We start from the raw sequence: 17,300 nt of genomic DNA, 5'->3' as shown, positions 1-17,300 counted from the left end.
CCGCAAGCGGCCCCCGAGTAAGGGATCTTCTGAGCCTGCCTAGGTCAGCAGGGAGTTCGGCGCCAGGCCGACCATCGATCGGCCGTGAAGCTCGGTGGACACGTCCATGTCATAGACGATGTGGCTGGCCATGACCTCGATGTCGCGCAGGATGCGCTGCATCGGATTGTCCATGGCGTAGATGCCCGAGCCGGACGCCTCGCAGCAGGTCCGAACGGCCTCCAGGCATTGGCTGACGGCATAGGCGATCTGGGCGCGCAGACGCAGGCGATGGGGCAACTGCTCCTCGTCGCTCAGGGCCGAGAGCGTCAGGTTCTCGTCCGCCGCCTGGCGGATCGACAGTTCGGCCGAGCGCACCATCAGGTCGGCGCGGGCCAGGCGCATCTGGGCGGCGGGCTTGTCCACCTGGGTCGACTGCCCGCCCATCTTGGTGTGGACCGTCAGCCGCTTGCGCGCCAGCTCGACCGCCGCCTTGGCCGCGCCGACCGAGGGCAGGGCCGCCGTGACGCACAGCTGCGGCAGCATGGGCGCCGCATAGAGGGGATTGTCATGCACCTTGCCGCCGTTGCCGCGTCCGGTGCGCACCGGCCCGACCTCGAACGTATAGGCCTCGGGCACGAACAGGTCCTCGGCGAGGATGTCGTTGGAGCCGGTGGCGGCCATGCCGCTCATGAACCAGGTGTCCAGCACCTTCACGTCCTCGGCGCGGACCAGCATCATGCGCACGACCGGCGGCTTGCCCTCGCCCATGTCCTCCATGGCGTTGAGCATGGCCCAGTCGGCGTGCATGACGACGGTGCCGAACTTCCAGCGGCCGCTGAGACGGAAGCCGCCGTCCATGCGCACCGCCTTGCCCGGAGGGGCGGCTACGCTGGGGGCGATGACATAGGGGGTGCGGCCCCAGACCTCGGCCTGGGTCTGTTCGGGATACTGGGCGATCAGCCAGTTGTGCTCGGCCGCGAAACTGGCCGTCCAGCCGGTCGAGGGGCAGGCCTCGCAGATGGCCAGGGTGGCGTCGATATAGGTCTGGGGATCGAACTCCAGCCCGCCGAACTTGCGCGGCACATAGATGTAGAAATAGCCGGTGGCGCGCAGGGCGCTCCACACCTCGTCCACCGGGCGGCGCAGGCGTTCGGCCTCGGCGGAGGCGGCGGCGATCATGGGCTTCAGCGCCGTGACCCGGGCGACCAAGTCGGCCGGGGTCAGGGCCGCCACGGCCTCGGGGGCCAGAAAATCGTCTCCGACAGGAATGCGTCGGTCCGCGAGCTTTTCGCCCGTCATGTTGAATCCTCCCTCTTGGGACGGTCAGGTTCGCTTCGGAAGAATATGAATGTCAAGTAAGTTGACTAAAAATCGACATGACGGTGTTTTGGGGCTTTCCCGGCGCGCGGCGGGCGGCGACACTGGCGCGATGAATCGCCCCCTGCTCATGCTCGACCTGGTGCGGACCCTCTACTGGTTCGACGAACAGCTGCAGTCGCGTCTCGACACGCGCGGTTGGGGGCGGCTGGGCCGGTCGCAGTCGCTGATCCTGGTCAACGTCGCCAACGGTGAGACCCGTGCCGCCCGCATGGCCGAGAACCTGGGCGTCTCGCGCCAGGCCATGAGCCAGTTCCTGACCGAGATGGTCGATCGCAAGCTGCTGGAGCTGGCCCCCGACCCGGATGACAAGCGCGCCCGCATCGTCCGTTTCGCCCCCGAGTCCCAGGCCATTCGCGACGACGCCCAGAAGGTGTTGCGGGAACTGGAAAGCGAGCTGGAAGAGGCCGTGGGGGGCGAGAATCTGGAGGCCCTGCGCCAGGGGCTGCGCAATTTCCTAGGCGGTTCGGAGACCCTGTCCGAGCGAAGAATGGAAATCGCTTAAGTCAAATTTCTTGACAAGATTGGTCGCCCGTCCGATCACCGTGTGAAGCCCCGCAGAGGGGATCAGCGGGAGGACGGGTCATGACGGACCACATCTGCGGAAGCCTGCGCCGATGAGCGCAGGCATCGTTTCCGGCGGCGCCTTGGCCGGGCTGAAGATCATCGAGATGGAGGGCATCGGGCCCGGCCCCTTCGCCGGCATGATGCTGGCCGACCACGGGGCGGAGGTGATCCGCATCGCCCGTCCCGGCGTCCGCATCGATCCCTCGGACGTGCTGGCGCGGTCGCGGTCGCGGGTCGAACTGGACCTGAAGTCGGAGGAGGGCAGGGCGGCCGCCCGCGCCCTGATCCGCGACGCCGACGGCCTGATCGAGGGCTATCGTCCTGGGGTCATGGAGCGGTTGGGCCTGGGGCCCGAGGCGCTGCTGGCCGACAATCCGCGCCTCGTTTACGGCCGGATGACCGGCTGGGGCCAGGAAGGGCCGCTGGCCCACGCCGCCGGCCACGACATCAACTACATCGCCATCACCGGCGCCCTGAACGCTTTCGGCCGCAAGGGTGAGAAGCCGACCCCGCCGATCAACATGGTGGGGGACTTCGGCGGCGGCGGGATGATGCTGGCCTTCGGCATGCTGGCGGGCATCCTCTCGGCCCGCGCGACCGGCAAGGGCCAGGTCATCGACTGCGCCATGACCGATGGCGCTTCCCTGCTGATGGGGATGATCTGGGGCTTTCGCGGCCAGGGAATCTGGAGCGACGAGCGGGGCGCCAACTACCTGGACACCGGCGCGCCCTATTACGACACCTATGAGACCGCCGATGGCGAGTTCATCGCCATCGGCTCGATCGAGCCGCCCTTCTACGCGCGGATGCTGCAGGCTGTGGGCCTGTCGGGCGATCCCCTGTTCGAGGACCAGAACGCGCCGGACGGCGTCGAGGCGCGCCGCGAGCGTCTGACGGCCGTCTTCCGTCGCAAGACCCGCGCCGAATGGCGTGAACTGATGGAGGGGACGGACGCCTGCTTCGCGCCGGTCCTGTCCTTTGCCGAGGCGCCCGAGCATCCGCACAACAAGGTCCGCGAGGCCTTCATCACCCTGAACGGCGTGGTGCAGCCGGCCCCGGCCCCCCGCTTCTCCCTGACGCCTGCGCCGCAACCGCGCGCGCCTGGCGACGCCTGATCCCTGCACGAGGAAACGACCGTGAGACAAGCCTACATCTACGACGCCGTGCGCACGCCGCGCGGCCGGGGCAACGCCAAGGGCAGCCTGCACGAAGTGACCGCCATCTCCCTGGCGACCCAGGTGCTTCAGGCCCTGCGTGATCGCAACAACCTCGACACCTCGCTGATCGACGACGTGATCCTGGGCTGCGTCGCGCCCATCGCCGAACAGGGCGCCAACATCGCCCGCGTCGCCGCCATCAACGCCGGCCTGGCCCAGACGGTGGCCGGCGTGCAGATGAACCGCTTCTGCGCCTCGGGCCTGGAAGCGGTGAACACCGCGGCGGCCAAGGTCGTCTTCGGCGAGGCCGACGCGGCCATCGGCGGCGGCGTCGAGAGCATGAGCCGGGTCAAGATGGGGTCGGACGGCGGCGCCTGGTCGACTGACGCCGACGTGGCCTTCACCACCTATTTCGCGCCCCAGGGCATCGGCGCCGACGCCATCGCCACCCTGTCGGGCTTCAGCCGCACCGACGTGGACGCCTACGCCGCCGAGAGCCAGAAGCGCGCCGCCGCCGCCTGGGCCGACACCCGCTTCAAGAACTCCATCGTCCCGGTCAAGCATTGCGGCGTGACGGTGCTGGCGCACGACGAGTTCATACGCCCCGACACCACGGTCGAGAGCCTGAGCGCGCTGAAGGCCTCCTTCGCCGGGCTCGGCGCGGCGGGCTTCGATTCCATCATGCGCCAGCGCTACCCCGAGATCGAAGCGGTCAACCACGTCCACCACGCGGGCAACAGCTCGGGCATTGTCGACGGGGCCTCCGGCCTGCTGGTCGGCACGAAGGAGATGGGCGAGAAGATGGGCCTGAAGCCCCGCGCCCGCATCGTCGGCACGGCCTCGATCGGTTCGGAGCCGACCATCATGCTGACCGGGCCGGTGGCCGTGACGCAGAAGGCCCTGGCCCGCGCCAGCATGAGCATCGACGACATCGACCTGTTCGAGCTGAACGAGGCCTTCGCCTCGGTGGTCATGTATTTCATGCAGCAGCTGAACGTGCCGCACGACAAGATGAACGTGAACGGCGGCGCCATCGCCATGGGCCACCCGCTCGGCGCCACGGGCGGCATGATCCTGGGCACGCTGCTGGACGAGCTGGAACGCACCGGCAAGTCGACCGGCCTGGCCACCCTCTGCGTCGGCGCCGGCATGGGCACCGCCACCATCATCGAGCGCGTCTGATCCAACCCCACGCCGTCATCCCGGAAGGCGCGCAGCGCCTATCCGGGACCACGGCAAGCGCCGGCGTTTCCGGCGGTCCCGGCTCTGTCGTTTTGCGACGGCCGGGATGACGAAGAAAAGGGACTGAACCCAAATGAACAACTTCACCGTTTCGGTGGACGCCGACGGCATCGCCACCTTCCTGTTCGACGTGCCGGGTCGCACGATGAACACCTTCACCGACAGCGCCGTGGCCGACATCGACGCCATCGTCGCCAAGATCCGCGACGACGACTCGATCAAGGGCGCCATCCTCGCCTCGGGCAAGGCGAACGGCTTCTGCGCCGGCGCCGACCTGGGCGAACTGGGCGAGACGGCCGGCGGGCAGGCCTCGGGCGCGGCGCGCGAAGCGGCTCTGCCCGCCACCTCGCGCATGACCTGGGCCCTGCGCGCCCTGGAAACCGTCGGCAAGCCGGTGGTCGCCGCCATCGAGGGCGTCGCCCTGGGCGGCGGCTTCGAGTTCGCGCTCGCGGCCCACTATCGCGTCGCCTCGACCAAGGCCCGCGTCGGCCTGCCGGAAGTCACCATCGGCCTGCTGCCGGGCGCCGGCGGCACCCAGCGCGTGCCGCGTCTGGCGGGCGTTCAGGCCGCGCTCGACTTGATGCTGACCGGCGCGCCGGTCGACGCTGAAAAGGCCAAGGCCATCGGCATCATCGACGAAGTGGTCGAGCCGGGTCAGGCCCTGGCCGCCGCCAAGGCCTGGATTCTGGCCGGCGGCGAGGGCGTCCAGCCATGGGACCGCAAGGGCTATGTCATGAAGGACGGCCCCTATTCGGAAGCCGGTTCGCCTGTCTTCATGATGGTTCCGCCCCGGATCATGTCGAAGACCTACGGCAACTATCCGGCCCAGAAGAACATCGCCCGCTGCGTCTATGAGGGCTTCAACCTGCCGATGGACGCGGCGCTTCGCGTCGAGGCGCGGCTGTTCCTGGACACCCAGCAGTCGCCCCAGGCGCGGGCCATGATCCGCTCGCTCTTCCTGTCGAAGCAGGCCCTGGCCAAGGGCGGCGCCCGCCCGGCGGGCGTGCCGACCTATGCCGTCAAGAAGGCCGCCGTCCTGGGCGCTGGCATGATGGGGGCGGGCATCGCCTACGCCCAGGCGCGGGTCGGCATCGACACCGTCCTGATCGACGTGGCCCAGGCCGGCGCCGACAAGGGCAAGGCCTATTCGGAAGGTCTGGTCGCCAAGGCCGTGGCCAAGGGCGCGATGAGCCAGCAGGCCGCCGACGACCTGGTCGGCCGCATCACCGCCACCACCGACTATGACGCCATCAAGGGCGCCGACCTGGTGGTCGAGGCCGTGTTCGAGGACCGCGCCCTGAAGGCCGATGTGACCAAGCGCGCCGAGGCCCAGATCGGCCCGGACGCCGTCTTCGCCTCCAACACCTCGACCCTCCCGATCACCGGCCTGTCGGAAGCGGCCGAGCGTCCGGCCAACTTCATCGGCATCCACTTCTTCTCGCCGGTTGACCGGATGGAGTTGGTGGAGATCATCGTCGGCAAGGCCACCTCGCAGGAGACGCTGGCCAAGGCGCTGGACTACTGCAAGCAGCTGAAGAAGGTGCCGATCGTCGTCAACGACAGCCGGGGCTTCTTCACCAGCCGGGTGTTCGACACCTACATCCGCGAAGGTCTGGAGATGCTGATCGAGGGCATCGCCCCCGCCATCATCGACAACGTCGGCCGCATGACCGGCATGCCGCGCGGCCCACTGGAGCTGCTGGACGACGTGGCCATCGATCTGGTGGACCGCGTGGCGGGCCAGCGTCGCATCGACCTCAACCTGCCGGCGCCTGTGGCGGGCGACACCGACAAATTCCTGATCGACATGATCGGCCAGGAGCGTTGGGGCCGCAAGAACGGCAAGGGCGTCTATGACTATCCGCAGGGCGAGCCCAAGCGCCTGTGGGCCGGTCTGGCCGAAATGCATCCGGTCAAGATCAGCCAGTCGTCGCCGGAGCTGATCGAGCACCTGAAGCAGCGTCTGCTATACCGCCAGGCCGTCGAAGCCGCGCGCTGCATGGACGAGAACGTCGTCACCGCCGCCCGCGACGCCGATGTCGGCGCCATCCTGGGCTGGGGCTTCGCGCCCTGGACCGGCGGCCCGATCAGCCTGATCGACAGCACCGGCGTCGCCGAGTTCACCGCCGCCTGCGAGGCCCTGGCCGCGCAGTACGGCGAGCGGTTCGCGCCGCCGGCCCTGCTGAAGACCATGGCCGAGAAGGGCGAGCGCTTCTATCCGGCGCCGAAGCCGCTGGCGGCCTGATCGCCTTGGCGGATACGTGAACAAGGAAAGGCGGGGCGCAAGCGTCCCGCCCTTTTTCCCTCTCCGGCGGGAGAGGGCTTGAGCGCACGGCGGCGTAGCCGTCGTCCTTGCGCGAAAGGGTGAGGGGCTTGTCCCATCAGTCGGCGTCAGCCGTCGCACCACGGCCTTCGGCCGACTTCCCCCGCGAACCCTCACCCTTTCGCCTGTTCCAATCGCTACGCTCTTGGAGGCTTAAGCCCTCTCCCATCGGGAGAGGGTTTTCTCAGGCCAGATTCAGATTCCTCAGCACGGCCTCCCGGACCGGGCCCTTCTGGATCTTGCCGGCGGCGCTGCGCGGCAGGCGGGTCTCGCTGAAGCTGACGCTCTTGGGCGTCTTGTAGCCGGCGATGCGCTGGCGGCAGAAGGCGGACAACTCCTCGAAGCTCGGCTGCTCCACGCCCGCCTTGCAGACGATATGGGCGTGGACCCGCTCGCCCCAGACCGGATCGGGCACGCCGATCACGGCGCTTTCCTCGATCGCCGGGTGCCAGGACAGGGCGTTCTCGACCTCGATCGAATAGATGTTCTCGGCCCCGGACACGATCATGTCCTTCAGCCGGTCGGTGATGTAGATATAGCCGTCCTCGTCCATCCACCCGGCGTCGCGGGTATGCAGCCAGCCGTTGCGCATGACGTCGGCGGTCTCTTCCGGGCGGTTCCAATATCCCATCATGACGTTGTCGCCGCGCCCGACGATCTCGCCGATCTGGCCGCGCGGGACCTCGTTTCCGGCCTCGTCGACGATGCGGATCTCGAAGCCCGGCGCGACCTTGCCGCATGAGCGCAGACGCGGGTGGTCGTCGGCGCACTGGTGGTCCTGGGGCGTCAGCACGGTGACGGAGGCCATCTCGGTCTGGCCGAAGCCCTGGATGAAGTCGACGTGCGGGAACTTCTCGCGCGCCAGGGCCAGGGTGGCGGCGGGCAGGGACGAACCGCCGTAGCCCAGCATCTGCAGCTTCGACAGATCGAGCTGGTCCAGCCGCTCGTACTTGGCCATGCGGTCGATGACGGCGGGCACGGTGAAGCAGTGCGTCACCCCGTGCTCGGCGATCGCCTCCAGCATGGTCTCGGCGTTGTAGCTGCGGCGGAAGACGTGGGTCGCGCCGGTCATGGTGGCGAACAGGATGCCGATGTCCGCCAGATGGAACATGGGCGCGGCGTGGAAATTGACCCCCGTCTCGTCGAACGGAATGGTCATCAGCAGGTTGGACGCGATGGCGTGCAGATTGCCGTGGCTCAGCATCACTCCCTTGGGCAGGCCCGTGGTGCCGCCGGTGTAGAAGATGCCCGCCAGATCGTCATTGGCGGCCAGATGTTCTTCGGCGGGTTCCGACGCCCGGATCAGGCCTTCGTGGGTCAGGCGCGCCTCGTCTGCCGCGCCGTCCATGGCGATCAGGCGCCGCACCGCGCCCTCGGCCAGCAGCTGCTCGGCGACGGCGGCGAACTCCTCGCCGAAGCACAGGGTTTCGACCCCGGCGTCCTTCAGTTGGAAGGCCAACTCGGGCGTGGCCAGGCGGGTGTTCATCGGCGTCAGCACGCCTCCGGCCCACAGCACGCCGAAATAGGTCTCGAAATAGAGGTCGCAGTTGTGGGCCAGGATGGCGACCCGGTCGCCGGCCTTCAACCCGGCCTGGCCGCGCAGGCCGCCGGCCAGGCGGGCGACGCGGTCGCCGACCTCGCGCCAGGTGCGGCGACGGTCTCCATCGATGGTGGCGGTGCGGTTCGCGGCCGTGACGACGGCGCGCACCAGGCCCTGCGTAATTCTCATCGAAAGGGGTGCTCCTGCCGCCGCGGAGGGCGGGAAAGATTGTCAAATCTATTGACATCTAATCCCGTCCCGAACCATGTCTGTCAACTCATGTTCAGGCGTTTTTCGTTGTCCGGGCCGTCGGTTGCGCGGCCGGGGCGGCGCGGCGAGGTGTGCGATGATCGGTTTTGAACGCAAGGGCGAAGGCGCGATCATCCGTCTCGACCAGCCCCAGCGGATGAACGCCCTGACCGAACCCATGGTCGAGGCGCTGGACGCCGCCGTCGACGCCGCCGTGGCTTCGGGCGCCCGCGCCCTGATGATCACCGGGGCGGGCCGGGCCTTCTGCGCCGGGGGCACGCTGTCGGAGCCGCTGCCCCAGGACGCCGGGGCCATCCTGGAAAGCCACATCAACCCCCTGCTGCTCAAGCTGGCGGACTTGCCGATCCCCCTGGTCGCGGCGGTCAACGGCCCGGCGATCGGGGCGGGGGCGTCGATCGCCCTGGCCGCCGACATGATCGTCATGTCGCGCTCGGCCTTCCTGGCCTACGCCTTCGCTCAGGTGGGGCTGGCGCCGGACGGCGGGGCCAGCTGGCTGCTGCCGCGGACCCTGGGCTGGCACCGGGCCATGAGCCTGATGATGACCGGCGAGCGCATCACGGCGGACCAGGCGCTGGACTGGGGCCTGGCCTGGAAGGCCGTCGATCCTGAAGTGCTGGTCAGCGAAGCCGAGGCCCTGCTGGAGCGGCTGGCCAGCGGGCCGACGCAGGCCTACGCCGCCGTGCGCCGCACCGCGCGGGCGGCTCTGGATCTCGGCTTCGCTCAGGCCCTGGATCTCGAGCGCGAGGCGCAAGGGGAGGCGGGGCGCACGGCCGATTTCCGTGAAGGCGCCGCCGCCTTCATCGCCCGTCGCCCCGCGCGCTTCACTGGCCGCTGAGGAGGCTGAGATGACCGCGCCCTGCACCCTGCTGGACAAGATCTACGACCGGCACTTTGTCGCCGACCTCGGCGACGGCGATATGCTGATGTACGTCGACTTCCATCTCGTCCACGAGGTCACCAGCCCCCAGGCCTTCGAGGGCCTGCGCCAGCGCGGGATCGGAGTCCATGCGCCCGACCGGACCCTGGCCGTAGCCGATCACAACGTGCCGACCCTGAACCGGGGGGCGGGCATCCTCGATCCCGAAAGTCGGGCGCAGATCGAGCAGTTGGAGGCGAACGCGGCTGAGTTCGGCCTGCCGTGGATTCCTCTGGACAGCCCGGACCAGGGCATCGTCCACGTGGTCGGGCCGGAGCAAGGGCTGACCCTGCCGGGCACGACCATCGTCTGCGGCGACAGCCACACCGCCACCCATGGGGCTTTCGGCGCTCTGGCCTTTGGCATCGGCACCTCCGAGGTCGAGCACGTCCTGGCGACCCAGACCCTGGTGCAGAAACGCGTCCGGTCGATGCTGGTCGAGGTGGAGGGTGAACTCGGCCGCGGCGTCACGGCCAAGGACCTGATCCTGGCCGTTATCGGCCGCATCGGCACGGACGGCGCCACCGGTCACATCATCGAATATGCGGGTCCGGCGATCCGCGCCCTGGACATGGAAGGGCGGATGACGGTCTGCAACATGTCCATCGAGGCGGGCGCGCGCGCGGGCCTGATCGCGCCGGACGAGACGACCTTCGCCTATCTGGAGGGCCGTCCCCATGCGCCCCGGGGCGAGGCCTTCGCGGCGGCGGTCGCCGATTGGCGGACCTTGGCCAGCGATCCGGGCGCGACCTACGACAAGGTGGTTCGGATCGACGCCTCGGCCGTCGAGCCCATGGTCACCTGGGGCACCAGCCCCGAGACTACAACGCCCATCGGCGGCCGCACGCCCGATCCCGCCGCCGTGGCGGACCCGGCGCGGCGCGCCCAGGTCGAACGGATGCTGGACTATATGGGCCTGGCGCCGGACCAGCCCCTGGCGGGCCTGCCGATCGACGTCGTCTTCATCGGCAGTTGCACCAACGGGCGGCTGGAGGACCTGCGCGCCGCCGCCGACGTGGCGCGGGGGCGGCGGGCGGCCGCGGGTGTGCGCGCCCTGGTCGTGCCCGGCTCGGGCCGGGTCAAGGCGGGGGCCGAGGCCGAGGGGCTGGACCGCGTCTTCATCGAGGCCGGGTTCGAGTGGCGCGAGGCGGGCTGCTCCATGTGCCTGGGCATGAACCCTGACCGCTTGGCGCCGGGCGAGCGCTGCGCCTCGACCTCCAACCGCAATTTCGAGGGCCGTCAGGGGCCGGGCGGCCGCACCCACCTGATGTCGCCCGCCATGGCCGCCGCCGCCGCCGTGGCGGGGCGGCTGATCGACGTCCGGAGCCTGGTCTGATGCAGCCCTTCATCACCCTGGACGCCGTCGCGGCGCCCCTGCCCATCGCCAACCTGGACACGGACAAGCTGGCGCCCGGTCGCTTCCTCAAGGGCGTGACCCGCGCCGGCCTGGGACGCATCCTGCTGCATCCGCTGCGTTTCGACGCCGATGACCGGCCGCGCCCGGACTTCGTGCTGAACCAGACGCCGTGGGATCGCGCGGGCGTCCTGGTCGCGCTCGACAATTTCGGCTGCGGCTCCAGCCGTGAGCACGCGCCCTGGGCGCTGCTGGACTTCGGTATCCGCTGCGTCATCGCGCCAAGCTTCGCCGACATCTTCCGCAACAACTGCCTGAAGAACGGCATCCTGCCCTTGGTTATGGCCGAGGCGGAATGCCTGGCGCTGATGACGCTGGCGCGCGACCCGGCCACGGCGCGGTTCAGCGTTTCCCTGCCGGACCAGACGGTGAGGGCGGGCGGTCGCGTCTGGCCCTTCGCCATCGCGCCGGGCGACAAGACCAAGCTGCTGGAAGGCAAGGACGAGATCGACGCGGCCCGGGCGCGCATGGCCGAGATCGAGCGGTTCGAAAGCCGGATCGCTTACGCCGCCCCGCACCTGGGCTAACCTTCGCCGTCATCCCGGCCGCAGACGCCGCGTTTCCGGCGGTCCCGGATAGCCCTGCGGGCTTCCGGGATGACGGTGTTGGCGGATCAGGCCCCCAGCCAGCGCGACAGGATTTCCGCCGTGTCCTGGCCGACCTCCAGCGGGGCCGGGCGGCGCACGGCTCCAGGCGTGTCCGACAGCCGGGGGAAGACGTTCTGCATCGGCACCTCGCCCAGGACGGGATCAGGCACGCTGATGATGGCCTCGCGCGCCGCGAAGTGGGGGTCGGCCATCATGTCTTCGGCGTCATATACCCGGCCCGCCGGGACGGCGTGCTCGATCATCAGGTTTTCCAGTTCCTGCACCTTCAGCGTCCGGGTCCAGTCGCTGACCAGACCGTCCAGTTCCGTCTGATGGTCGCCGCGCGCCAGATGGGTGGCGTAGCGCGCGTCGCTGGCCAGTTCGGGGCGGCCCATGGCCGTGCACAGCCGCGCGAAGACGGCGTCCTGGTTGGCCCCGATCAGATATTCGCCGTCGGCGCAGGGATAGACGTTCGACGGCGCGATCTTGGGCAGGACCGAGCCGGTGCGCGTGCGCTTGTGGCCGTTGATCGCATATTCGGGGATCAGGCTTTCCATGACCTGCAGCACGCTTTCATACAGCGAACTGTCGACCACCTGGCCCCGGCCGGTGCGCTCGCGGGCCTGCAGCGCCGCCAGGGCCCCCATGCAGCCGTAGGTGGCGGCCAGGGTGTCGCCGATCGAGACGCCCATGCGCGACGGCGCCCGGTCGGGCTCGCCGACGATGGCGCGCCAGCCCCCCATCGCCTCGCCGATGCCGCCGAAGCCCGCGCGCGAGGAATAGGGGCCGGTCTGGCCGTAGCCGGAGACCCGCACCACGATCAGACGCGGATTGGCCGCCATCAGGTCGGCGGGCGCCAGGTTCCACTTCTCGAGCGTGCCGGGGCGGAAGTTCTCGATCAGGATGTCGGCCTGGGCGATCAGGTCGCGCGCCGTCTGTTGGCCCTCGGCAGAGCGCAGGTCCACGGCGACCGAGAATTTGTTGCGGGCGATGACCCGCCACCAGGTCGGAACCTCGCCCTGGCCCCAGTGGCGCATGGGATCGCCGACGCCTGGCGCCTCGAGCTTGACCACCTCGGCGCCCATGTCGCCCAGCAGCTGGCCGCAGAAGGGGCCGGCGATGAGCTGGCCCATCTCCACGACCTTGAGGCCGTCCAGGGGGCCGTTCAGCGAGGGGCTGGTCAAGGTCATGCGCTCCAAAATGTCAATTTATCTTACAAGCACTGGCGGGGCCGGGCGCGAAAGTCAACGCCGAGGTCGAGGGTTGAAGTTGACAAATAAATTGACAAAACTCTGTCCGTCCCGACGGGCGGCCGAGCCCCGCGTCATTCGAGCAAGCCGATGCATCCCAGCCATTTCGCCGCCGTCACCCCCGACAAGCCCGCCCTGATCATGGCCCAGTCGGGCGCGGTCACGACCTTTCGTGAGCTGGAGGACGCCTCCAACCGCGCCGCTCATCTGTTGCGCGCGCTGGGATTGAGGCCCGGCGACGCGGTCGCGGTGTGCCTGAGCAATACGCCCGACTATTTCGCCCTGGCCTGGGCGGCGCAGCGGTCGGGGCTTTATTTCGTCGCCCTGTCGTCGCGGCTGACTCTCGCCGAGGTCGACTACATCGCTCGCGACTGCGGCGCCAAGGTGCTGATCGCGGGCGCGGACCTGCCCAACACGGCGGCCCTGCCGGCGGGGCTGTCGGACCTGGCGCTATTCTCGCTGGGCGGCGTCGTGCCGGGCTATCGCGTGTGGGAGGACGAGGTCGCGACGCAGCCCGCCAGCCGCATCGCCGACGAGGTCGCGGGCGGAGAGATGCTCTATTCCTCAGGCACCACGGGGCGGCCGAAGGGCATCCGACCGGAACTGCCGAAGGACGGCGACGTCACCGCCATGCCCATGACCACGGTGGTGGCCAAGGCCCGCTTCGGCGTGGACGAGGCCAGCATCTATCTGTGCCCGGCGCCCCTGTATCACGCCGCGCCGCTGCGTTGGTCCATGGCGGTGCAGCACCTGGGCGGCACAGTGGTTCTGATGGAGAAGTTCGACGCCGAACTGGCCCTTGCGGCCATAGACCGTCATGGCGTGACCCACAGCCAGTGGGTGCCGACCCACTTCATCCGCATGTTGAAACTGCCGGACGAGGTCCGCGCCAAATACGACGTCTCGACCCTGAAGCTGGCCATCCACGCCTCGGCCCCGTGCCCGGTTCCGGTCAAGCAGGCGATGATCGACTGGTTCGGCCCGATCCTGATCGAATACTACGCTGGGACCGAGGGCAACGGCATGACCATCATCACCTCCGAGGAGTGGCTGAGGAAGCCCGGCTCGGTGGGGAAGGCCAACTTCTGCGTCGTCCATATCTGCGACGACGAGGGGAACGAATTGCCGCCCGGCGAGGTCGGGAACATCTATTTTCAGGGCGACCATCCGTTCGAGTATCACAACGACCCGGAGAAGACGGCGACGGCCTATGACGCGCGCGGCTGGACGACCCTGGGCGATGTCGGGCGGCTGGACGAGGACGGCTATCTGTTCCTGACCGACCGCAAGAGCTTCATGATCATCTCGGGCGGGGTGAACATCTACCCGCAGGAGATCGAGAACCTGCTGATCCAACACCCGCAGGTGGCCGACGCCGCCGTGATCGGCGCGCCCTGTCCCGAGATGGGGGAGCGCGTCGTGGCGGTGATCCAGCCCGCCGACTGGGCCGACGCCACGCCTGAATTCGCCGAGGCGCTGTCCGCCTGGGCGCGGCGATCGCTGTCCGGGATCAAGGCTCCGCGCCAGTTCGACTTCATGCGGGAGCTGCCGCGTCACGACACGGGCAAGCTCTACAAGCGACTGATCCGCGACGAGTATTGGAAGGACGTGAAGGCGGCGGGGTGAGGGGACGGCGAAACCCGCTCGTCCCGGCGAACAAAAGAAAACCCCCGCCGGTTCGACCGGCGGGGGTTTTTGCTGTGACGGATCGGGACAGGCCCTCAGCCCGCTTCCGCCTCGGCGCGATCATTGTCCAGGACGGCGGCGATGATGGCCTTGCGGGCCAGCAGCAGCAGGGCGACGCCGATGGTCAGCGACACGGCCGTCACCAGGGCTAGGGCCTTGCCCAAGCTGGTCGGGCCGTCGAACAGGTGCTCGCTGACGAAGCCGGTGACGAGCGGACCTAGCCCCATGCCGGCCATGTTGGCGACCAGCAGATAGATGGCGGTCATCCGCCCGCGCATGGAGGCGGGCGTCAGGATCTGCAGCGTGCCCGCCTGCAGGCCGCCTATGGTCGAGACGGTGGCCATGCCCGCCGCCGCCAGAACCAGGGCGACGGTGGTGTCGCTGGCCAGATAGGCGCCCATCATCAGCGGAAACTGGAGGACGGCCGAGGCCAGGACGATGCGGACCGGAGCGTCCGGGTGGCCGCGCTTGGCCGAGCGGTCGGACAGCAGGCCGCCGATAGCCAGGCCGACAGTGCCGAACAGGCCGATGATGACTCCGAAGGCCAGGCCGAGATGGGCTGGGCTCATGCCATGGGCGCGGGCGAAGTGGACGGGGGCCCACAGCATGGCGCCATAGGCGGCGATGACCAGGATGGAATAGCCGATCACCACGGCGGCGAAGGCTGCCTTGTGACGCATGGCCAGGGCCCACAGGGCGCTCAACGGCGGAGGCTTGATCCCGCCCTGGCGGCGCGGCGCCTCGCGCACGGTCAGCAGCATGACGGCGGCCAGGGGCACGCCCAGCAGACCCACGGCGACGAAGGCCAGGCGCCAGCCCGTCAACTCGCCCCAGGGCAGAGGAACGGCGGTGGCCATGGCCCAGGCGACCAGGACGCCGCCGAACAGCATGGCCACGCCCCCGCCGAGGGACACGCCCATGTTGTAAAGGCTGACGGCGAAACCCAGCTTCCGCTTCTCGAACCGGTCGGCGATGGTGGAATAGGCCGCCGGCGACAGGGTCGCCTCGCCGATGCCGACCATGGCTCGCGCCGCCAACAGGCTGATGAAGCCGCCGGCGAAGCCGCTGACCGCGGTGGCCGCGCTCCAGCCCAGAACGCCGCCCACCATCAGGTTGCGACGATTGCCGCTGTCGGCGATCGCGCCGAAGGGAATGCCCATGATCGAATAGAGCAGCACGAAGCCGAAGCCGACCAGAAGGCCGACCTGGGTGTCGCCCAGGCCCAGTTCCGTGCGGATGGGGTCGATCATCAGGCTGATCAGCACCCGGTCCATGAAGGACAGCATGTAGGCGACCATCAGGACCAGGACGACGTAGACGGCGTAGCGAGGGCGCGAGGCGGAGGGGGGCGAGGCGGCGGTCATCCGCGAACTCCTGAATACTGGAACTGGAACGGAGGAAAAGGCATCAGGCGGCCGCGGCGGCCTGGGCGCGCCAGACGGCCAGGGGGGCGGAGTCGAAATATTCCTCCAGCCGGACGATGCGACCGTCCCTGACCTTGCAGACCAGGACGGCGGGCAGGGTCAGGACCGGCCCGGCAATGTGCACGGCGCGCAGCACGTGCTGCTGCACATAGCCGTCGGTCAGAAGGCGCAGGCGCCGGTCCTCATAGCGTCGTTCGGACGTTCTGGCGGCGAAGCCGCTGAGGACGGCCAGGCTGGCTTCGCGGTCCACGGCGACGCCGGTCGTGTTCAGCCAGACCTCGACCTTGGGGTGGTAGCAGTCCTTCACCGACTCGAGGTCGCCGGCCTGGATGGCCTCGATGAAGCGGTTCGCCAGGGCCAGGATGTCGTCGGGCAATGTCATCGGGGCGGCTCCGGCTCAGACGATGGGGTGGCTGATCGGCAGGCCGAAGTGGCGGCGGCCGACCTGTTCTCGGGCGATGTCCCAGTCCCAGAAGGCGTGGGACGTGACGGTCGCCAGGTCGCGCCAGAATCGTTGGATCGGCTGGTCATGGTGATAGTTGGACGAGCCGGCGCTGGCCATCATGGCCTGCATCACCTCGCGTCCGGTGCGCGCCAGATAGGCGGCCGAGCCCTTGAGGGCGATGCGGTCCTCGGTGGTGAAGCCCGTCTGCACCAGGGCCTCGGTGCGGTCGATGTGGGCGCGCCCGAGCACGTCGACGGCGCGGGTGGCGATCTGCATCTCGCCCATGACGATGTGGGCGTGCTGCTGGTCCTTGACCACGTCGCCCGAGAAGTTGCGCACGCGCCGGTCGACGATGCTTTCGAACGCGGTCAGGGCTCCCTTCAGTCCGCCGGTCAGCACCGGCACGATGGTGGCGTAGGCCATGGGCACCAGGGGGATGGCGTACAGGAGATTGTCGTACAGCGCCGTCCCGTCCGTCGGTCCCTTGCGCAGGTCCACTCCGTCCAGCGAGCGATAGTCAGGCACGAAGATGTCGTCCACGACGATGTCGTTCGAGCCGGTGCCGGCCATGCCGGTGAAGCGCCAGACGTCGTCGACGGTCACGTCGGAGACGGGCATGACGAAGCTGCGCGGCGCCTTCTCCGGCGTCATGCCCGAGACCATGACCCAGTCGGCGTGCATAACGCCTGATCCCCAAGGCGCGCGGCCGCTGATCCGCCAGCCGCCCTCGACGGGCTCGGCCTTCATGGTCGGGGCGGTCGCGGCCGGCAGCAGGACGAAGCCCCGCGCGCCGAACAGCTCGTCCTGCGCCTTGGGCGTCAGCTTGGCGGCGTAGAGGTTGTGGCCGATGTAGAAGGCGGCGATCCAGGCCGAGGACACGCAGCCCTGAGCCAGGACATCGACCACCTCGTACATGGTCTTGAGGTCGGATTCGGCGCCGCCCCAACGCTTGGGGACCAGCATCTGCACGATGCCGGCGTCGATCAGGTCGCGGATAGTGTCGTCGTGCGGGCGGCGCAGGGCCTCGGTCTCGGCCGCGCGGGCCTTGAGCGTGGGCAGCAACTCGCGCGCCCGTCCGATCAGTTCGGAGGAGGAAGTCATGGCGGCTCGAAAAGGCGAA

Annotated in this window: 14 protein-coding genes; 8 read left to right on the top strand and 6 right to left on the bottom strand. The window is 69.0% G+C overall.

The annotated features are described in order from the left end of the window. Positions 1-39: 39 nt before the first annotated feature. On the bottom strand, positions 40-1,281 hold the full coding sequence (locus D8I30_RS00915; protein WP_121481062.1) for an acyl-CoA dehydrogenase family protein: 1,242 nt from the start codon (positions 1,279-1,281) through the stop codon (positions 40-42). Between the two features lie 130 nt (positions 1,282-1,411). Here D8I30_RS00915 and D8I30_RS00910 point away from each other — a divergent pair, with 130 nt between their 5' ends. The 4 genes from D8I30_RS00910 to D8I30_RS00895 all read left to right on the top strand — a co-directional run bounded on the left by D8I30_RS00910 (position 1,412) and on the right by D8I30_RS00895 (position 6,570). Continuing rightward, positions 1,412-1,864: a MarR family winged helix-turn-helix transcriptional regulator gene (locus tag D8I30_RS00910; protein WP_162938755.1), complete on the top strand. Its 453-nt coding sequence runs from the start codon at positions 1,412-1,414 to the stop codon at positions 1,862-1,864. A gap of 112 nt (positions 1,865-1,976) precedes the next feature. Further along, complete coding sequence (locus tag D8I30_RS00905; protein ID WP_121481060.1) at positions 1,977-3,041, top strand: CaiB/BaiF CoA transferase family protein; 1,065 nt, start codon at positions 1,977-1,979, stop codon at positions 3,039-3,041. A 21-nt stretch (positions 3,042-3,062) separates the two neighbouring features. Further along, entirely contained in the window at positions 3,063-4,265 is a 1,203-nt protein-coding gene (locus D8I30_RS00900; protein ID WP_121481059.1) for an acetyl-CoA C-acetyltransferase, read from the top strand. Between the two features lie 133 nt (positions 4,266-4,398). Continuing rightward, complete coding sequence (locus tag D8I30_RS00895) at positions 4,399-6,570, top strand: 3-hydroxyacyl-CoA dehydrogenase NAD-binding domain-containing protein (RefSeq protein WP_121481058.1); 2,172 nt, start codon at positions 4,399-4,401, stop codon at positions 6,568-6,570. A gap of 262 nt (positions 6,571-6,832) precedes the next feature. Here D8I30_RS00895 and D8I30_RS00890 read toward each other — a convergent pair whose 3' ends face one another. After that, positions 6,833-8,377 (bottom strand): long-chain-fatty-acid--CoA ligase, encoded by a 1,545-nt coding sequence (locus D8I30_RS00890; RefSeq protein ID WP_121481057.1) that lies wholly within the window; start codon positions 8,375-8,377, stop codon positions 6,833-6,835. Between the two features lie 157 nt (positions 8,378-8,534). Here D8I30_RS00890 and D8I30_RS00885 point away from each other — a divergent pair, with 157 nt between their 5' ends. From D8I30_RS00885 to leuD, 3 genes are read left to right on the top strand one after another with little or no spacing between them, the layout of a single operon-like run. After that, a complete protein-coding gene (locus tag D8I30_RS00885; RefSeq protein WP_162938754.1) occupies positions 8,535-9,293 on the top strand; it encodes an enoyl-CoA hydratase-related protein in 759 nt (252 codons plus the stop codon). A 10-nt stretch (positions 9,294-9,303) separates the two neighbouring features. After that, positions 9,304-10,710, top strand: coding sequence for a 3-isopropylmalate dehydratase large subunit (gene leuC, locus D8I30_RS00880; protein ID WP_121483332.1), 1,407 nt, complete (start codon positions 9,304-9,306; stop codon positions 10,708-10,710). Next, positions 10,710-11,315, top strand: a complete 606-nt coding sequence (gene leuD, locus D8I30_RS00875) for a 3-isopropylmalate dehydratase small subunit (RefSeq protein WP_121481055.1) — start codon at positions 10,710-10,712, stop codon at positions 11,313-11,315. Before leuC ends, leuD begins: the two co-directional genes overlap by 1 nt. Positions 11,316-11,401: 86 nt before the next feature. Here the strand turns inward: leuD and D8I30_RS00870 are convergent, their stop codons facing one another. Next, positions 11,402-12,565, bottom strand: coding sequence for a CaiB/BaiF CoA transferase family protein (locus tag D8I30_RS00870; protein ID WP_121481054.1), 1,164 nt, complete (start codon positions 12,563-12,565; stop codon positions 11,402-11,404). A gap of 150 nt (positions 12,566-12,715) precedes the next feature. Here D8I30_RS00870 and D8I30_RS00865 point away from each other — a divergent pair, with 150 nt between their 5' ends. After that, entirely contained in the window at positions 12,716-14,251 is a 1,536-nt protein-coding gene (locus D8I30_RS00865; RefSeq protein ID WP_121481053.1) for an acyl-CoA synthetase, read from the top strand. 95 nt (positions 14,252-14,346) lie between these two features. Here the strand turns inward: D8I30_RS00865 and D8I30_RS00860 are convergent, their stop codons facing one another. Genes D8I30_RS00860 through D8I30_RS00850 form a run of 3 tightly spaced genes read right to left on the bottom strand, consistent with a single transcriptional unit; the run spans position 14,347 to position 17,281 of the window. After that, complete coding sequence (locus D8I30_RS00860) at positions 14,347-15,675, bottom strand: spinster family MFS transporter (protein ID WP_121481052.1); 1,329 nt, start codon at positions 15,673-15,675, stop codon at positions 14,347-14,349. A gap of 43 nt (positions 15,676-15,718) precedes the next feature. Continuing rightward, entirely contained in the window at positions 15,719-16,117 is a 399-nt protein-coding gene (locus D8I30_RS00855; protein WP_121481051.1) for a nuclear transport factor 2 family protein, read from the bottom strand. Positions 16,118-16,132: 15 nt separating this feature from the next. Further along, positions 16,133-17,281 carry a hypothetical protein gene (locus D8I30_RS00850; RefSeq protein WP_121481050.1) on the bottom strand — a complete coding sequence of 383 codons (1,149 nt, stop codon included), beginning with the start codon at positions 17,279-17,281 and terminating at the stop codon, positions 16,133-16,135. Positions 17,282-17,300 lie beyond the last annotated feature (19 nt).

It is taken from the genome of Brevundimonas naejangsanensis, from assembly GCF_003627995.1.
In the GTDB taxonomy this organism is placed as follows: Bacteria; Pseudomonadota; Alphaproteobacteria; order Caulobacterales; family Caulobacteraceae; genus Brevundimonas; species Brevundimonas naejangsanensis_B.
Note: the sequence above shows the minus strand (reverse complement) of the source record. Positions and strands in the feature narration are given on the sequence as shown.

Coding starts and splice junctions, on each gene's coding strand:
- D8I30_RS00870 (WP_121481054.1), bottom strand. CDS start 12,565: ATGACCTTGACCAGCCCCTCGCTGAACGGCCCCCTGGACGGCCTCAAG.
- D8I30_RS00855 (WP_121481051.1), bottom strand. CDS start 16,117: ATGACATTGCCCGACGACATCCTGGCCCTGGCGAACCGCTTCATCGAG.
- D8I30_RS00895 (WP_121481058.1), top strand. CDS start 4,399: ATGAACAACTTCACCGTTTCGGTGGACGCCGACGGCATCGCCACCTTC.
- D8I30_RS00910 (WP_162938755.1), top strand. CDS start 1,412: ATGAATCGCCCCCTGCTCATGCTCGACCTGGTGCGGACCCTCTACTGG.
- D8I30_RS00865 (WP_121481053.1), top strand. CDS start 12,716: ATGCATCCCAGCCATTTCGCCGCCGTCACCCCCGACAAGCCCGCCCTG.
- D8I30_RS00890 (WP_121481057.1), bottom strand. CDS start 8,377: ATGAGAATTACGCAGGGCCTGGTGCGCGCCGTCGTCACGGCCGCGAAC.
- D8I30_RS00885 (WP_162938754.1), top strand. CDS start 8,535: ATGATCGGTTTTGAACGCAAGGGCGAAGGCGCGATCATCCGTCTCGAC.
- leuD (WP_121481055.1), top strand. CDS start 10,710: ATGCAGCCCTTCATCACCCTGGACGCCGTCGCGGCGCCCCTGCCCATC.
- D8I30_RS00905 (WP_121481060.1), top strand. CDS start 1,977: ATGAGCGCAGGCATCGTTTCCGGCGGCGCCTTGGCCGGGCTGAAGATC.
- D8I30_RS00850 (WP_121481050.1), bottom strand. CDS start 17,281: ATGACTTCCTCCTCCGAACTGATCGGACGGGCGCGCGAGTTGCTGCCC.
- D8I30_RS00915 (WP_121481062.1), bottom strand. CDS start 1,281: ATGACGGGCGAAAAGCTCGCGGACCGACGCATTCCTGTCGGAGACGAT.
- D8I30_RS00860 (WP_121481052.1), bottom strand. CDS start 15,675: ATGACCGCCGCCTCGCCCCCCTCCGCCTCGCGCCCTCGCTACGCCGTC.
- leuC (WP_121483332.1), top strand. CDS start 9,304: ATGACCGCGCCCTGCACCCTGCTGGACAAGATCTACGACCGGCACTTT.